Genomic DNA, 15138 nt, shown 5'->3' with positions numbered 1-15138 from the left:
GAGCTAGTTTTTAAATGAATGGATCGGTGCGGGAATACGGCCGCCACGCAAAATGAAATCGGTAGACTGCGCAGGATTGGTTTTCATCACTGGCGCCGTCCCTAATAAACCACCAAACTCGATGCGATCGCCGATTTCTTTGTCTTTCGCTGGAATGATTCGGACAGCTGTCGTCTTGTGGTTGATGACACCGATCGCTGCTTCATCCGCGATCATTGCGGCGATCGTCTCAGCCGAAGTATCTCCCGGAATCGCAATCATATCTAAACCGACAGAGCAGATCGCCGTCATGGCTTCAAGTTTTTCTAAATTCAATAAACCAGCTTCTACTGCTTTGATCATCCCTGCATCTTCAGAAACGGGGATAAAAGCACCCGACAGACCACCAACATGGTTACAGGCCATTACGCCGCCTTTTTTGACTGCATCATTTAACAATGCCAAAGCAGCTGTCGTTCCGTGGGTACCGACAGATTCTAAGCCCATTTCTTCTAAAATCAATGCCACGCTATCGCCGACTGCAGGAGTCGGTGCCAGCGAAAGATCGACGATCCCAAATGGAACGCCCAAGCGCTCTGAAGCCACGCGCCCGACTAATTGCCCCATCCGCGTGATCTTGAAAGCTGTTTTTTTAACGGTTTCCGCCACGACATCAAAGGACTCGCCTTTGACTTTTTCCAAGGCACGTTTGACGACACCAGGTCCGCTGACACCGACGTTGATTTCCACATCAGATTCACCGACCCCATGAAAAGCCCCCGCCATAAAGGGGTTGTCTTCCACTGCATTGGCAAAAACAACCAGCTTTGCACAGCCCATATCTGATGCTTCAGCAGTCTTCTTGACTGTTTCTCCCATCAAACGCACTGCATCCATGTTGATTCCGGCTTTCGTTGATCCAATATTGACCGACGAACAGACAAAATTGGTTTGTGCCAAGGCTTCTGGAATCGATTCGATCAATGCAAGGTCGCCGCCTTGATAGCCTTTTTCTACTAGCGCACTATAGCCGCCGATGAAATTGACCCCAACTTCTTGCGCCGCTCGATCCAAGGTCTGCGCAACTTTGATACAGTCTTCAGGTGCCGGCTGGCAAGCGGCCACTACGATCGCTACAGGGGTAACCGAAATCCGCTTGTTAATGATCGGAATACCATATTCACTTTCGATCTCTTCGCCGACTTTGACAAGGTCTTTGGCTTTTGTTGTAATTTTTCGAAAAACTTTCTCACAGGTACGATCAATATCGGCGTCAATACAATCCAATAATGAGATCCCCATCGTGATCGTACGAATATCTAAATTTTCTTCTTCCACCATGCGAATGGTTTCAAGTATTTGATTTGTCTCCATAGTGCCTCCTATAATTTATGCATGGTATCAAAAATCTCTTGATTTTGAATGCTGATTTTCACACCTAATGCCTGACCTATTTGGTGAAGCTCCTCACGAACACCATCAAAATCCTGATTGGCATCCATGTTTAAAAGCATCATCATCGTGAAGTAATCTTCCATGATCGTTTGGGATACATCTAAAATATTGATCTCTAATTCTGCTAATTTCTGGCTGACACCAGCGATGATCCCAACCTTGTCTTTTCCAATAACGGTTAATACGGCTTTCATATTCTCCCGCCTTTCATTAAATTTTTCTTATTATAGCACAACAAAACCACATTTTCGATGTAACATCAAACGAAAATGTGGTTTATTCTTTAAATGTTCGTTATTACGCCCGTTCAATCAAGTTTGCTTGGCTATCAAACTCATAAATGATCGGCTGTGCGTTAGGAATATCGATCGTATCCATGGCATCTTTTGGCACGTCCTCCAAGTATTTGACTAACGCCCGCAAGCTGTTCCCATGACCTCTAATGAGAATATTCTTATGATCTTTAAGTAACGGAACCACCTGATCTTGCCAAAATGGAACTACTCGCGCCACGACCATTCCCAGATTTTCTCCCTTAGGAATCAAGCGAGGATCCAAAGAATCGTAGCGTCGATCGAAATCATTTTCCTCCACATATAAAGGCGGTTCATCATATCCTCGACGCCATTTTTGCACCTGTTCTTTTCCATATTGTGCGACCATCTCATCTTTATTGACCCCTACTAATTGGCCATAATGACGTTCATTTAGGCGCCATGTTTTTTTCACAGGAACCCAAAGTTGATCGCTGGCTTCCAGAACGGCATCGCAGGTGATGATCGTTCGCTGCAGCACAGATGCAAAGGCAAAATCAAAGGAAATCCCTAATTCTTTGATTTGTTCCCCCGCAGCCAAAGCTTGTTGTCGGCCTTTTTCGGTCAGAGAAACATCCAGCCACCCTGTCCAATAATTTTCGAAATTTGCTTCACTTTCGCCATGTCGAATCAATACGACCTTCATTCTATCGCCTCCTCTTCTCTTTTATTATCGCAAGAAATCTAGAAAATGTCTTATGTTTCGTTTTTGTCGCTTTGTTTCAACCCACTTCTCATTTTGTCATTGCAGATCCTGGTTCTCGTTTAAGCGAAGCTGTTTCCTTTCTTCATTATCCGTTATTTTCTAAGCATCCTTTCAAATAGACGTATTTAGAAAATGGCTGCTGCTCCTTCACCACTTTCTTCTTGCTTGGATTGCAAATAATTTGAATAAATGGTTTTACCCTCTACAACAATTTTTGACTTTTTTTCTCTGACTTATTGACTTCAACTGATGTTATGCTATGATAGTTTCTATCACTTATATGTATTTTTATACATTTATTAGTTATTATTTGCATTTTTAATAGATGCGTAGAAAAAGTTAAAGGGGCGTTTACATGAAAAGGTTTAGTAAGGGAACTGTTTTATTAGGGATCATCACAGCGTTGCTGCCGTTTTTCTTTGTCGGACAAGCACATGCAGAAGAAACCGATCCAATCTATGAAAAAGTCAAAGAAAATGGTGTATTGGTCGTGGGTTTATCTGCCGATTATGCACCTTATGAATTCCGTGCCAATGTTGACGGAAAAAATGAAATCGTCGGGATCGATATTTCCATTGCCCAAAAAATTGCAGATGACTTAGGGGTCGACCTGAAAATTGAGGAACTTGGGTTTGATGCGTTGTTAGGAGCGTTAAAAACGGGCAAAATCGATGTCGTCATCTCTGGAATGGCTGCTACGGATGAGCGCCGCAAAGAAGTCAATTTCACTGACACTTATATGGAAGTCCAACAGACCGTTTTAGTTCGAGCAGAAGACGCGGATCGTTTCCAATCGACAGCTGATTTTGATGGTGTGGCTGTCGGTGCACAACGTCAAACCACTCAAGAAGAGCTGGCAAATACAGAATTGACTGGCTCCACCGTCACCTCTTTGCAAAGGGTGCCTGATTTGATCACCAATCTAAAATCACGCAAGATCGATGCGATCGTGATGGAAGGCCCCGTCGCCGAAGCTTATGTGACGGCGAATGATACCTTGGCATTAGCCGAAAATGTCACGTTTGAAAACGGCGTGAAGGAGACCGCGATCGCCATCTCGAAAGAAGCGCCAGTTTTACTGGAAAAACTCAATTCCTCCATTGAAACTATCATTAGTAATGATCTTTTAAGCCAATACAAAGAAGATGCCTATCGATTGATGTTTACCGAAGAAGGCACGATCGATGAAGAGCAAAGCTTTTGGGAAAAATATCTGCCTTTTTACATCACTGGAACTGGCTATACGATCTTCCTAGCCTTGGTTGGGGTATTATTCGGCTCTATCGGTGGCAGCTTGTTAGCCTTTATGAAGCTTTCTAAGTCAAAAGCATTGAAAGTCATTGCCGCTGTCTATATTGAATATGTTCGGGGAACACCTTTGTTAGTACAAATATTTATTGTATACTTTGGAACAGGCGTGTTAGGCTTAGAGCTTTCGAAATTAGCTGCCGGCTGTATTGCCTTAGCACTAAACAGTGCCGCCTATGTGGCAGAAATCATTCGTGCCGGGATCAATGCCGTCAATAAAGGACAGCTGGAAGCCGCTCGTTCACTAGGAATGAATCAGATCCAAGCGATGCGCTTCATCATTTTCCCGCAAGCCATCAAAAACATCTTGCCTGCTCTAGGAAATGAATTTGTCACGGTCATCAAAGAGTCTTCGGTCGTATCGGTGATCGGCGTGTCTGAACTGATTTTCCAAACAGGCGTCGTTCAAGGGGCCAGCTTCAAACCATTTTTACCATACGTTATCGTATCATTGATCTACTTTGTATTGACCTTCGCCCTCTCACGTCTATTGGGTGTTGCTGAAAGGAGAATGAAAACTAGTGATTAAAGTTGAAAAATTAGTGAAAACATTTGGCGAGAATACCGTCTTAAAAGAAATCGATCTTGAAGTGACACCTGGTGAAGTCGTTGTGATCATCGGACCCTCAGGAAGTGGGAAAAGTACTTTCTTACGCTGCTTGAACCTTCTTGAACAGCCGACTGGTGGGAAAATCACCTTCGAAGGCAATGATTTATTGGCAAAAGGGGTGAAAATCGATCAGATTCGTCAAAAAATGGGAATGGTTTTTCAAAGCTTCAATTTATTCCCTCATAAAACGGTCTTAGAAAATCTGACTATCAGCCCGATCAAAGTCAAACAGCAAGAGCAAGCCGCTGCCGAAGAGACAGCGAAAGGATTGCTGGAACAAGTTGGCTTAGCTGAAAAAGCAGATAGTTACCCCTCTAGCCTTTCTGGCGGGCAGCAGCAACGGGTCGCTATTGCTAGAGCGTTGGCAATGGATCCTGATGTAATGCTCTTTGACGAACCAACATCGGCTTTGGACCCAGAAATGGTCGGAGAAGTGTTGACGGTTATGCAAGCTTTAGCAGAAAAAGGCATGACGATGGTGGTCGTTACCCACGAAATGGGCTTCGCCAAAGAAGTTGCCGATCGTGTCATCTTTATGGCTGACGGTATCATTCAAGAACAAGGAACACCAGAACAGATCTTTGAGCATCCGCAAAATGCGCGGACACAGGATTTTTTAAGCAAAGTTTTATAGAAATTGGAGATGACAAAATGAACCGTCCGTTGATTGCAGAACGTTTTTTACAACCAGAAGAAAATCTTTTAATGGAGATCGCCACTCTTGCGAAGAAAACCCCAAATTTGATTGATTTGTCGATTGGTGATCCTGATTTGATTACAGATGCGACAATCATTGAAGCAGCTTTTGCTGACGTCAAAGCGGGTCATACAAAATACACCGCTTCAGACGGCAGTGCTGATTTTATCCAAACTGTCGTTGATTTTTATCAAAAGCAATACCAACTTACTTTTTCTCCTAGCCAAGTACGAGGAACAGTCGGTGCATTGCATGGTATGTACTTAGCTTTGGCTGCCATCATTGATCCTGGTGATGAAGTGATTATTCATGAACCGTACTTTTCACCTTACAAACAACAAGTCGAACTAGTCGGTGGTGTGCCAGTCTTTATCCCGACCTTTGAAAAAGATGGCTTTCAAATCGATGTCGAAGTCTTAAAATCCGCCATCACTGAGAAAACTCGGGCGATCATTATCAATTCACCAAACAATCCTACTGGTGCTGTTTTTTCTCCAGAAACTTTTGAAAAAATCGCAGCAGTTGCCATTGAACATGACTTGCTGATCCTCTCAGATGAAGTCTATGAAGCCTTTTGCTTTGATGATACCTTTGTACCGATGGCAGCCTTCGCACCTGAGAACACCATCACATTCAGCAGTTTCTCAAAAGCCTTTGCCATGACTGGCTGGCGGATCGGCTACATGATTGCACCTGAATCGATCAATCTTACGGCAAAACTGATCAATGAGGCGATCGCCTATTCGGCACCAACCCCTTCACAACGGGCAGGTATCTACGCATTGAATCACTATGATACCCTCGTACCGCAAGTGGTTGCTGTCTTTAAGGAACGACTGACTTACATTGAACAACGGGTTGCTGAGATCCCCTTCCTTTCCTTATCTCCAGTCAAAGGAAGCATGTATGCCTTCATCAACATTGAACAAACGGGGTTGGACTCTGTCAGCTTTGTCGAGAAATTATTAAAGGAAACCAGTGTGCTGATGATTCCTGGGAAAGCCTTTGGAGAAACGACCGGCGATGGCTATGTTCGCTTAGCTGCCACCCAATCGTTGGACTTGTTAAAAGAAGCTTTCGACCGGATTGCCGCGTGCTCATTTGACTAAAGAAAATCCCACACACTAGAAGTGAGTGGGATTTTTTTTGGTGGCAGCCGTTTTTCAAAAGTATCACGTTCCATATAAAAAAGGGACAGAAGAATCCGATTTGATTCTTCCATCCCATGACTATCTACTCGTTTTTACTTTTTTGCTTCTTCCAGCAATTTTGCCATCGCTTCTTTTTGATAAGCTTCTGTCAATTCAGCGATTTTTGCTTTTTGGGCTGCCTCATCCATAGTTGGATCAGCCATTAATGCAGCTTGCATTTTTTCTTGGACATACGCTTGTCCTTGTGCTTTCATGGTGCCCGATTGTTCTTTCGCTAAAGAAGCCAGTTTTTTTGCTTGATCCACACTCAAGACTTCCCATGAATCTGGCAATGAGAACGTATTGGTACGGCTGACATATTGGCCATCGTTATCAGCGATTCCGAACAAGAAGCGTGATAGGTCACTTTTATAAACCCAGCGGGTCGTTTTTGTTTCTAATTGAGCTGAATCAGCCCCTGTTTCCACGACATTGGTCACTTTATCAGTACCGGTTTGTTTTGGTTCCTCTTGATCAGCATCCGTTTTATACAGGTAGATTTTTTCCGTACCATCTCCTAATGGCTGATACAATAGCAAATCAAAATTCTCGTTATCGGCACTAGAAACCAGTGGGGTTGTTTTAGCAGTCGTTTCTTTTTCCATTCCAAAATGGTAAGTCAAATTGGCCATCAATGCGACGACACTAGCTACGAAGACGAGACCTAAGACCAATGATAAACCTGTTTGCCGCTTGTTTTTGGCAAAGACATTCAATACCGCAAATCCTAACACGCTAAGAACGATCAAAAGCAAGATCATTTGTCCGCACCTCCTTCAAGAACCGTCAATCGTGGTTCTTTTTTCTTTAAGGAGAAGGCGATCAAGAAACCTAAGAAACTAAAGACCGCTGCCACATAAAAGGCGGCATGGTAGCCGGATAAAGTCGCTTCGATTGCTTGGTCTTTGTAGGCCAAAGGCGTTTTATCCAACAAAGAATCACTTGGCAAATTGCCTTTAGTCACGTTTGTCAAGACACTGATCAAGATAGCTGTACCAATCGAGCTGGCTACTTGACGGAAAGTATTGTTTACTGCGGTACCGTGACTGATCAAGTTTCCAGGCAAGGCATTCATTCCTGAAGTCGTTACTGGCATCATCACCATTGAGATCCCGAACATCCGAATCCCATAAAGAATAATGATATGCAAAATCGGTGTATCTTTTGTTAGGAAAGCAAATGGTAAGGTTGCGGCGGTCAAGATAAACATCCCGGTGATGGCTAAACGTTTTGCACCATACTTATCAAAGATCGCACCAGTGATCGGCATCATGATCCCCATGATCAGCGCACCTGGTAATAACATCAATCCTGAATGGAACGCTGATTCACCACGAATGTTTTGGATATACAATGGGAGAACCATTTCAGCACCGATCATCGCCATATTCGTGACCCCAGAAAGGATCGATGCCAAGGTAAAGGTCGTTGATTTGAACACGCGCAACTCTAAGAACGGATGCTCAATGTGCAATTGACGCCATGCAAAGAAAGCAATGAAAAAGACACCGGCTGCAAGAAAACCGATTACTTCAATACTGCCCCACCCTTTGTCACCAACGCTTGAAAAGCCATAGAGCAATGTACCAAAACCAAGCGTTGATAAAATCGCTGAGAACAGATCGATTTTCGGATGCGACAATTCAATCACACTCTTCATTAGAAAGAGCGCTAAGACTAAGACTAAAACGACGATCGGAATGACCATTCCGAACAAATAACGCCAGTCATAATGATCAATGATCCAACCAGATAACGTTGGGCCTAAGGCTGGTGCCAACCCGATAACGATTCCGGACATACCCATGGCTGAACCGCGTTTTTCTGGTGGGAAGATCGACAACATGATATTTTGCAAAAGCGGCATGGAGATCCCTACACCAGCAGCTTGCACTAAGCGGCCAATCAATAATGTAGAAAAGTTCGGTGCAGCAAAGCAAGCGATCGTTCCAGCCAGGAAGATGCTCATTGCGGTTAAGTAAAGATTTCTTGAGCTGAACTTATTGATCAGCCATGCGGTGATCGGGATCATGATCCCATTGACCAGCAAGAAACCGGTGGTTAGCCATTGAACATCAGATGCTGAGATGTCAAAGGCATCCATCAAGGTTGGAAAAGCCGTTGTTAACAATGTTTGGTTCAAAACAGTACAAAACGTACCGATCAGCAAAACCATAACCAATAAGGAACGGTTGTAAGGTTTGCCGTAGATATCTAAAGGACGACTCGTTGACATATTTCACACTCTTTTCAGTATATTTTTCATAAAACCTTCTTTACTTTAAATCTTTCCCTAACATTTGTCAACCTACTTGACATAAAAGTAAAACAAGTTACAATGTTAACAAATACCTTTACAAGAATGGAGTCCGTATGTCTCATCTTTTTCGAAAACTCGTTGATAATGAAAACTTGTTGGTCGGCATCAGCGAACTTAGTCAAATGTGTGCTATCTCCCCTCGCCAATTGCGTTATTGGGAACAAAAAGGATTTATTCAATCGGTCCCACAAGAAGAAAATGCCCCACGAAAATACCGACTGCCCACGGTCGTCAAAGTGGAAATGATCAAAACGTTTTTAGATGAAGGCTTTACGTTAGCCAAGGCTGTAGAAAAAGCCGACAAAAAAATCAAGACCGCCCATCATATTCGCAAAGTGTTTTCTGGGGTTTTACAGAATTTAGAAGTCATCAATGAACGGTTTACGATCATCAGTCTGGGACCAGTAGACGAAGACGGAAAAATCCTCCATATCATTCACGATGAAGAAACAGAACGATTGCAATATGAAGTGTTGCCTGCTAATCAAACGATCGATTTTGAAAAGTTCAAGCAATGCACATCAAAACAAGCGAAAGAATGAGTTCCCTATCCTCACTTCGCAGTGAAGCAAGCACCCTTGATGACGGTGCTTGCTTCTTTTTGGTGTTCGCTTTCCTTTTAAAGAAGGTGTCCTTTCATTTACAAGGAAAAAGCCTCATGATATAGTCGAAGGGAGAAACGAACCTTTACAAGAATGGGAAGTGTCATATATATGGAAAAAGAAGCTTTTATCCAACAAATCAAGGACGGAGTAATTGTTTCTTGTCAAGCCTTACCTGGAGAACCCTTATATACTGAAAACGGCGGTGTCATGCCCCTATTGGCAAAAGCGGCTCAAGAAGCCGGTGCTGTTGGCATTCGTGCCAATTCCGTTCGCGATATTCGCGAGATCCAAGCAGCTGTTGATCTGCCAATCATCGGAATCATCAAAAAAGACTATCCACCGGAAGAACCATTTATCACAGCAACCATCAAAGAGGTACACGAATTAGCCGCTTTACATATTGCGGTGATCGCTTTGGACTGTACCTTGCGCAAACGTCATGATGGCTTGACGATCAATGCCTTTATCAAGCAAATCAAAGCTCTTTACCCCCATCAACTACTCATGGCAGATATCGCCACCTATGAGGAAGGCATCAATGCCTTTGAAGCAGGTGTCGATTTTGTTGGTACAACTTTGTCCGGCTACACGGCGAATAGTCCTACCAATGACGAACCGGATTATCAGTTGATCCAGCAATTGGTTGCGGCGAAGGTTCCGGTGATAGCCGAAGGCAAGATCCACACCCCGGAACAAGCAAAGAAAATCCACGAAATGGGTGTGACGGGTATCGTGGTTGGTGGTGCCATCACCCGACCAAAAGAGATCGCCAGCCGATTCGTGCAAGAGCTTCGCAACTGAGTCGTTCATTTCCTAAAATAAGTTTTTCTATGCGCCTTGTGACAGAAGGCGCATTCTTTGTTGTCTTTTTGAGAAACGTTTATACTTAAAGAGAACGAATGACAACAGAGAAAGCGAGTGAAGAAAATGACAAAAATCAATGCTGGTACAGCAATGATCAAGGTTTTTGAAGCGTGGGGCATCGACCATATCTATGGAATCCCCGGTGGATCTTTCAACTCAACGATGGATGCGTTGTACCATGAACGGCAATCGGTCAAATATGTTCAAGTACGTCATGAAGAAGCGGGTGCGCTGGCAGCGGCGGCTGATGCCAAGCTAACGGGAAAAGTCGGTGCGGTTTTTGGTTCTGCTGGTCCCGGTGCCACCCACTTGATCAATGGCTTATATGATGCTCAAATGGATAACGTGCCCGTCGTTGCCTTGTTAGGACAAGTAGCTTCGAGCTCGATGAACTACAATGATTTTCAAGAAATGAATGAAAATCCGATGTTCGCAGATGTCAGTATCTACAATCGCACGGTCATGTCCCCTGAAAGTTTGCCCCACGTGGTGGACGAAGCCATTAAAGCCGCCTACAAATTTAAAGGCGTTGCTGTGGTAACGATCCCGGTCGATTACGGGTTTGCAGAAATCGACGAACAGGAGATTGCAACCGCCAAAAATCATAAGACGGGTGTTCTCCAGCCGGATGAAGACGATTTACAGGCTGCCCTTTCTTATTTTGAACAAGCAAAAAAACCTGTCCTTTATATCGGACAAGGTCTCTTTGGCCATTTTGATGCCATCGATGCTTTTTCTAAGCATTTCTCAATGCCTGTAGCGGCTTCTGTCTTAGCCAAAGGCATCGTGCCTGATCTTTATGAAAACTTTCTTGGATTTGCCGGACGGGTTGCGACAAAACCAGCCAATGAAGCTTTAGCAGAAGCCGATCTCATCGTGTTTGTCGGCAGTGACTTCCCTTTCGGCCGCCGCTTTTTCAATCCTGATGCCAACTTTGTTCAAGTTGATATCGACGCCTCGAAATTTGGTCGTCGTCATCAGACAGATGTCTCTGTTTTAGGAGATGGTGCGACCGCTCTTAGAAAATGGACAGAGATGGCTGCCCCTCGTCCTGCAGATGCTTGGATAAAAGCCAATCAAGAAAACGCTCGGAATTGGCATGCATGGCGTCATAGTTTTGACCATGACTCGCAAGAGCCCTTGCGTCCCGAACCTGTCTATCGAGAAATCAACCGTATCGCAGCTCCTGATGCCCTGTTTGTCACAGATGTCGGTAATGTGACCATTCACAGTATCCGTCATTTAGAAATGACAGGTGAACAGCGTTTCACAACGTCTGGCTGGTTTGCGACGATGGGCAATGGCGTACCTGGTGGGATCGCCGCTCAATTGAGCTATCCGGATCGTCAAGTATTCACCTTTAGTGGGGATGGCGGTTTCGCGATGCAAATGCAAGACATCATTACTCAAGTAAAATACAATTTGCCGATCATCAATGTGGTCTTTTCCAATGACTCATTTGGCTTCATTGAAGCGGAACAAGAAGATACCGAGCAAACCAAGTTCGGTGTGCAACTAGCCGGTGCTGATTTTGGTAAAGTTGGGGAAGCCTTAGGTGCGAAAGGCTTTACGGTAACGAAGGAAGAAGAATTAGCGTCCGTCTTCACACAAGCAAAAGAAAGCCACGGACCCGTCGTGATCGATGTCAAGATCGCCAACGAACGACCTCTTCCCGTCGAAGAACTGAAACTGGATCCTAAGCGCTTCAGTGCTGAAGAAATCGCAGCGTTTAAAGCAAAATACCAAGTCCATGATTTGCCAGCTTTGAGTGAGTTGTACGTGGATTCTGAAGAATAAAAAAAAGAGAGAAAGACAGCAACCCTGTCCTTCTCTCTTTTTTAATCGATCATTTCGTATTAATAAACTATCGCCCTACTTATTATAAATTTTCGGGCCTTTACGCATGTTTTTCCGATCGTTTTTTGGGGATTCCATCTTTTTTGAACGGCCGCCGCCTTGTTTTTTCTTGATTAGTTCTAACATTTTTTCTTTTTGATCCATCGATTCCACCTCTATTTCTTAGCAATACGATCTGTCGGTTGAAAAGAAGTGTCCCTGACTTCTTTTATGTTTGCGAACAACTACTTTATTTCGATTGGGTTAGAGAACAAAATCTGCCTCTTGATGTGTCTACAATCAGCAGTTGCTTTTGACCTTTTTACTACCCTGATTTAATCTACTTTGATTTTCATTGTTTGTCAATGGTTGTTGAAAAAATCATGTGTATTTGAGGCTTCTCCTATCATAACAAACCCACCATTATTATATTATTTAATCAAATTATCTAATTATATGAATTATTTTTCTTATTTATTGGTATAATTATAATAGAATACCTATTCTATTCTTTTGCTTCCCTCGATCATCTTCCAACTTTCTCCTAGCTTTCGTCGTACTCACAATCACACTATATGAAAGGAGGTGGATATGTGCTGCACACTTATGCACCTGAGCAAATTTATTTGTATGTTTTGATTGGCTGTGCCATTTTAGCTTTTTTGCTGCTTCTGTTTGGCGATATCTTCGATTTCGATGGTCCAGTAGATCCAATGTTGATCATCCCATGGTTTGCCTTTACAAGTCTCTTCGGTTACTTAGGAGAAACTTTTCTGCCTGGCTATTCGCTCCTGCTTTTCGTCATTAGTGGCTGTCTTTCGACAGGGCTCGTTTTCCTCTTGAATTTTTACGTACTGATCCCCATGCGGAATGCCGAAGCAACACTTTCGAGTTCCGAGAAGGACTTTGAGGGTCGCATCGCAACGGTGCTGACGCCAATCCCTTGTGAAGGAATGGGCGAAATTCAACTTACAAGTGTCACTGGTTCAAGTAATCGACCAGCTACGGCTTTCCAGCCGATCGATGAGCCATTAGCAGCAGGATCGAAGGTTTTGATTATTGAAGTCAAAGAACGCATTTGCTACGTCGTTCCTTACACAGAAAAATTTTTGAATCACTAAACAAAATCACAAAAGAGGTGTATCTATGGATATTATATTATCACCAATTGTCTTTCCGATTGCGATCGTGGCATTTATTTTGCTAATGCTTTTGATCGTCTTTGTCACGAAATATCAAACAGCCAAGCCCGATGAAGCGTTGATCATCAGCGGAAGCTATCTTGGTAGCAAAAATGTACACGCCGATGAAAGCAACAACAAAATCAAAATCGTGCGTGGTGGCGGAGCCTTTGTTTTGCCAGTGTTTCAACGATCGAATCGAATCAGTTTGCTCTCCAGTAAGTTAGACGTCTCCACACCGGAAGTCTACACAGAACAAGGGGTTCCCGTGATGTGTGACGGAACTTCCATTATTAAGATTGGCTCATCCGTGGAAGAAATCGCAACAGCAGCAGAACAGTTTCTCGGAAAAACCCGGGAAGAATTGGAGAATGAAGCGCGAGAAGTCCTAGAAGGTCATCTGCGTTCGATCCTTGGTTCCATGACTGTAGAAGAAATCTATCAAAATCGTGACAAGTTCAGTCAAAGTGTGCAAGAAGTTGCCTCTGTCGATTTAGCAAAAATGGGCTTGATCATTGTCTCCTTTACGATCAAAGAAGTCCGCGATAAAAACGGCTATTTGGATTCTCTTGGAAAACCTAGAATCGCCCAAGTCAAACGGGATGCTGAAATTGCGGAAGCTGAAGCACTGAAAGAAACCCGCATCAAAAAAGCCCAATCGGAACAAGAATCGCAAACAGCGGAATCAAAACGCATGACGGAAATCGCTGAAGCGTTGAAGGAAAAAGAATTGAAACTGGCGCTTTATAAGAAAGAACAAGACATCGCCAAAGCCGATGCCGATCAAGCCTATCATCTACAAAGTGCCATCATGAAACAAAAAGTCCGAGAACAAGAGATTGAAGTCGAAGTCGTTGAACGACAAAAACAAATCGAATTGGAAGAAAAAGAAATCTTACGTCGTGAGAAGCAATTTGATTCTGAGATCAAGAAAAAAGCTGATGCGGATCGTTATGCGCTTGAGCAAGAAGCATTAGCGAAAAAAGCGTCTGCGTTAGCAACCACTGAAGCCGAGCAATTCCGAACAGAGTCCCTGGCAAAAGCCGAAGCCGATAAAATTCGTTTGATTGGTTTGGCAGAAGCCGAGACCACTTTGGCGAAAGGAACGGCAGAAGCCGAAACGAAAGAAAAAATCGCCGAAGCCTTCAAGAAATATGATGAAGCAGCGATCCTTAGCATGATCGTTGAGATCATGCCGCAATTAGTCAAAGAAGCTGCCGCACCATTGGGCAATATCGATAAAATTTCAGTCGTTGATACAGGATCAGGTGAAGGCGGCGGTGCCAATCGTGTCACTAATTACGCCACCAATCTCTTATCGACCACACAAGAAACGTTGAAAGAAACCCTCGGTCTTGATGTGAAATCGTTGATCGAAAACTTCGCCGGTTCCAATACGAGCGAGCCACCTCAAGAATAAGAAAACTGCTGTTAGTCTTCATCGCTTCAAAAGCGACAAGGCGAACAGCAGTTTTTTTCTTACTCATTGCTATTATGCTTACTCAGTGACCTCTTTGACATATTTTGCAGGTACACCAGCCACGATCGTGCGCTCAGCGACATCTTTGGTCACCACTGCCCCAGCAGCAATAACCGCATGGTCACCGATGGTCACACCGGCAACGATCGTTGTATTTGAACCAATCCAGACATTCTTCCCAATCGTAATGGGTGCTGGATAAAGCGTGCTACGATCTTCAGGGTGAAGTCCATGATTCAAGGTAGCTAGAACAACGTTATGCCCAATTAGGGTACCATCACCGATCGTGATCCCTCCTTGGTCTTGAAAATGACACCCAGCATTGATAAAGACATCTTTGCCAATGCTGATATTCTTGCCATAATCTGTATAAAAGGGTGGAAACAGCGAAAATGTCGGCTCAACTGGTTTTCCTGTCAATTGGGCAAAAAGTTCTTGTAACTCATCAGACTCATGGTAGACTGTATTGATTTTCATCGTGAGTTTTCTCGCCTCAGCACTCAAAGTCACCATTTGTTTGGAAGCTTGCGAACCGCCAAGTAAGGGTTCGCCACTTGCCATGAGTTTGTTTAATTGATCGATCGTCATGTGTT

The 15138-nt window shown here is 43.7% G+C and carries 15 protein-coding genes; 8 read left to right on the top strand and 7 right to left on the bottom strand.

Translation table 11 applies throughout. The features are described 5' to 3' along the window. Positions 1–3: 3 nt before the first annotated feature. From ENLAB_RS16085 to ENLAB_RS16075, 3 genes are all read right to left on the bottom strand, one after another. The gene (locus tag ENLAB_RS16085; protein ID WP_244352002.1) at positions 4–1353 is read right to left on the bottom strand and encodes a PFL family protein; all 1350 of its coding nucleotides are present in this window, start codon (positions 1351–1353) and stop codon (positions 4–6) included. Positions 1354–1361: 8 nt separating this feature from the next. Continuing rightward, positions 1362–1628, bottom strand: coding sequence for an ACT domain-containing protein (locus tag ENLAB_RS16080; protein WP_005236306.1), 267 nt, complete (start codon positions 1626–1628; stop codon positions 1362–1364). 103 nt (positions 1629–1731) lie between these two features. Then, complete coding sequence (locus ENLAB_RS16075) at positions 1732–2394, bottom strand: 2,3-bisphosphoglycerate-dependent phosphoglycerate mutase (RefSeq protein WP_244352001.1); 663 nt, start codon at positions 2392–2394, stop codon at positions 1732–1734. Between the two features lie 415 nt (positions 2395–2809). On the opposite strand from ENLAB_RS16075, the gene ENLAB_RS16070 reads away from it, so the two are divergent. The 3 genes from ENLAB_RS16070 to ENLAB_RS16060 are packed head-to-tail and all read left to right on the top strand — an operon-like array spanning position 2810 to position 6178. Continuing rightward, complete coding sequence (locus tag ENLAB_RS16070; protein WP_005230136.1) at positions 2810–4291, top strand: ABC transporter substrate-binding protein/permease; 1482 nt, start codon at positions 2810–2812, stop codon at positions 4289–4291. Next, the gene (locus ENLAB_RS16065) at positions 4284–5006 is read left to right on the top strand and encodes an amino acid ABC transporter ATP-binding protein (RefSeq protein ID WP_005230134.1); all 723 of its coding nucleotides are present in this window, start codon (positions 4284–4286) and stop codon (positions 5004–5006) included. Before ENLAB_RS16070 ends, ENLAB_RS16065 begins: the two co-directional genes overlap by 8 nt. A 17-nt stretch (positions 5007–5023) precedes the next feature. Then, positions 5024–6178, top strand: a complete 1155-nt coding sequence (locus ENLAB_RS16060; protein WP_077453746.1) for a pyridoxal phosphate-dependent aminotransferase — start codon at positions 5024–5026, stop codon at positions 6176–6178. A gap of 134 nt (positions 6179–6312) precedes the next feature. Here ENLAB_RS16060 and ENLAB_RS16055 read toward each other — a convergent pair whose 3' ends face one another. Together ENLAB_RS16055 and ENLAB_RS16050 are read right to left on the bottom strand one after the other, a co-directional pair. Continuing rightward, a complete protein-coding gene (locus ENLAB_RS16055; RefSeq protein ID WP_244352000.1) occupies positions 6313–7020 on the bottom strand; it encodes a DUF4811 domain-containing protein in 708 nt (235 codons plus the stop codon). Beyond that, on the bottom strand, positions 7017–8495 hold the full coding sequence (locus tag ENLAB_RS16050) for an MDR family MFS transporter (RefSeq protein WP_034872230.1): 1479 nt from the start codon (positions 8493–8495) through the stop codon (positions 7017–7019). Before ENLAB_RS16050 ends, ENLAB_RS16055 begins: the two co-directional genes overlap by 4 nt. Positions 8496–8632: 137 nt before the next feature. Between ENLAB_RS16050 and ENLAB_RS16045 the strand changes: the two genes are divergently transcribed. The 3 genes from ENLAB_RS16045 to spxB all read left to right on the top strand — a co-directional run bounded on the left by ENLAB_RS16045 (position 8633) and on the right by spxB (position 11845). After that, positions 8633–9121, top strand: a complete 489-nt coding sequence (locus ENLAB_RS16045) for a MerR family transcriptional regulator (RefSeq protein ID WP_142962549.1) — start codon at positions 8633–8635, stop codon at positions 9119–9121. A 171-nt stretch (positions 9122–9292) separates the two neighbouring features. Continuing rightward, on the top strand, positions 9293–9985 hold the full coding sequence (locus ENLAB_RS16040) for an N-acetylmannosamine-6-phosphate 2-epimerase (protein ID WP_223080079.1): 693 nt from the start codon (positions 9293–9295) through the stop codon (positions 9983–9985). Between the two features lie 126 nt (positions 9986–10111). Then, a complete protein-coding gene (spxB, locus tag ENLAB_RS16035; RefSeq protein WP_244351999.1) occupies positions 10112–11845 on the top strand; it encodes a pyruvate oxidase in 1734 nt (577 codons plus the stop codon). A gap of 75 nt (positions 11846–11920) precedes the next feature. Here the strand turns inward: spxB and ENLAB_RS16905 are convergent, their stop codons facing one another. Then, positions 11921–12049, bottom strand: a complete 129-nt coding sequence (locus ENLAB_RS16905) for a hypothetical protein (protein ID WP_005236316.1) — start codon at positions 12047–12049, stop codon at positions 11921–11923. A 428-nt stretch (positions 12050–12477) separates the two neighbouring features. Here ENLAB_RS16905 and ENLAB_RS16030 point away from each other — a divergent pair, with 428 nt between their 5' ends. Then, a complete protein-coding gene (locus tag ENLAB_RS16030; protein WP_487007065.1) occupies positions 12478–13005 on the top strand; it encodes an NfeD family protein in 528 nt (175 codons plus the stop codon). Positions 13006–13030: 25 nt separating this feature from the next. Further along, entirely contained in the window at positions 13031–14485 is a 1455-nt protein-coding gene (gene floT / locus ENLAB_RS16025; protein ID WP_096742609.1) for a flotillin lipid rafts scaffold protein FloT, read from the top strand. 78 nt (positions 14486–14563) lie between these two features. Here floT and ENLAB_RS16020 read toward each other — a convergent pair whose 3' ends face one another. Then, on the bottom strand, positions 14564–15133 hold the full coding sequence (locus ENLAB_RS16020) for a sugar O-acetyltransferase (RefSeq protein ID WP_142962553.1): 570 nt from the start codon (positions 15131–15133) through the stop codon (positions 14564–14566). Positions 15134–15138: the final 5 nt, after the last annotated feature.

It is taken from the genome of Enterococcus innesii (assembly GCF_022846515.1).
Classification (GTDB): domain Bacteria; phylum Bacillota; class Bacilli; order Lactobacillales; family Enterococcaceae; genus Enterococcus_D; species Enterococcus_D innesii.
Note: the sequence above shows the minus strand (reverse complement) of the source record. Positions and strands in the feature narration are given on the sequence as shown.

Excerpts from the sequence above, each read along its gene's own strand:
- ENLAB_RS16085 (WP_244352002.1), bottom strand. The coding sequence starts at position 1,353 with ATGGAGACAAATCAAATACTTGAAACCATTCGCATGGTGGAAGAAGAA.
- ENLAB_RS16080 (WP_005236306.1), bottom strand. The coding sequence starts at position 1,628 with ATGAAAGCCGTATTAACCGTTATTGGAAAAGACAAGGTTGGGATCATC.
- ENLAB_RS16075 (WP_244352001.1), bottom strand. The coding sequence starts at position 2,394 with ATGAAGGTCGTATTGATTCGACATGGCGAAAGTGAAGCAAATTTCGAA.
- ENLAB_RS16070 (WP_005230136.1), top strand. The coding sequence starts at position 2,810 with ATGAAAAGGTTTAGTAAGGGAACTGTTTTATTAGGGATCATCACAGCG.
- ENLAB_RS16060 (WP_077453746.1), top strand. The coding sequence starts at position 5,024 with ATGAACCGTCCGTTGATTGCAGAACGTTTTTTACAACCAGAAGAAAAT.
- ENLAB_RS16055 (WP_244352000.1), bottom strand. The coding sequence starts at position 7,020 with ATGATCTTGCTTTTGATCGTTCTTAGCGTGTTAGGATTTGCGGTATTG.
- ENLAB_RS16050 (WP_034872230.1), bottom strand. The coding sequence starts at position 8,495 with ATGTCAACGAGTCGTCCTTTAGATATCTACGGCAAACCTTACAACCGT.
- ENLAB_RS16045 (WP_142962549.1), top strand. The coding sequence starts at position 8,633 with ATGTCTCATCTTTTTCGAAAACTCGTTGATAATGAAAACTTGTTGGTC.
- ENLAB_RS16040 (WP_223080079.1), top strand. The coding sequence starts at position 9,293 with ATGGAAAAAGAAGCTTTTATCCAACAAATCAAGGACGGAGTAATTGTT.
- spxB (WP_244351999.1), top strand. The coding sequence starts at position 10,112 with ATGACAAAAATCAATGCTGGTACAGCAATGATCAAGGTTTTTGAAGCG.
- ENLAB_RS16905 (WP_005236316.1), bottom strand. The coding sequence starts at position 12,049 with ATGGATCAAAAAGAAAAAATGTTAGAACTAATCAAGAAAAAACAAGGC.
- floT (WP_096742609.1), top strand. The coding sequence starts at position 13,031 with ATGGATATTATATTATCACCAATTGTCTTTCCGATTGCGATCGTGGCA.
- ENLAB_RS16020 (WP_142962553.1), bottom strand. The coding sequence starts at position 15,133 with ATGACGATCGATCAATTAAACAAACTCATGGCAAGTGGCGAACCCTTA.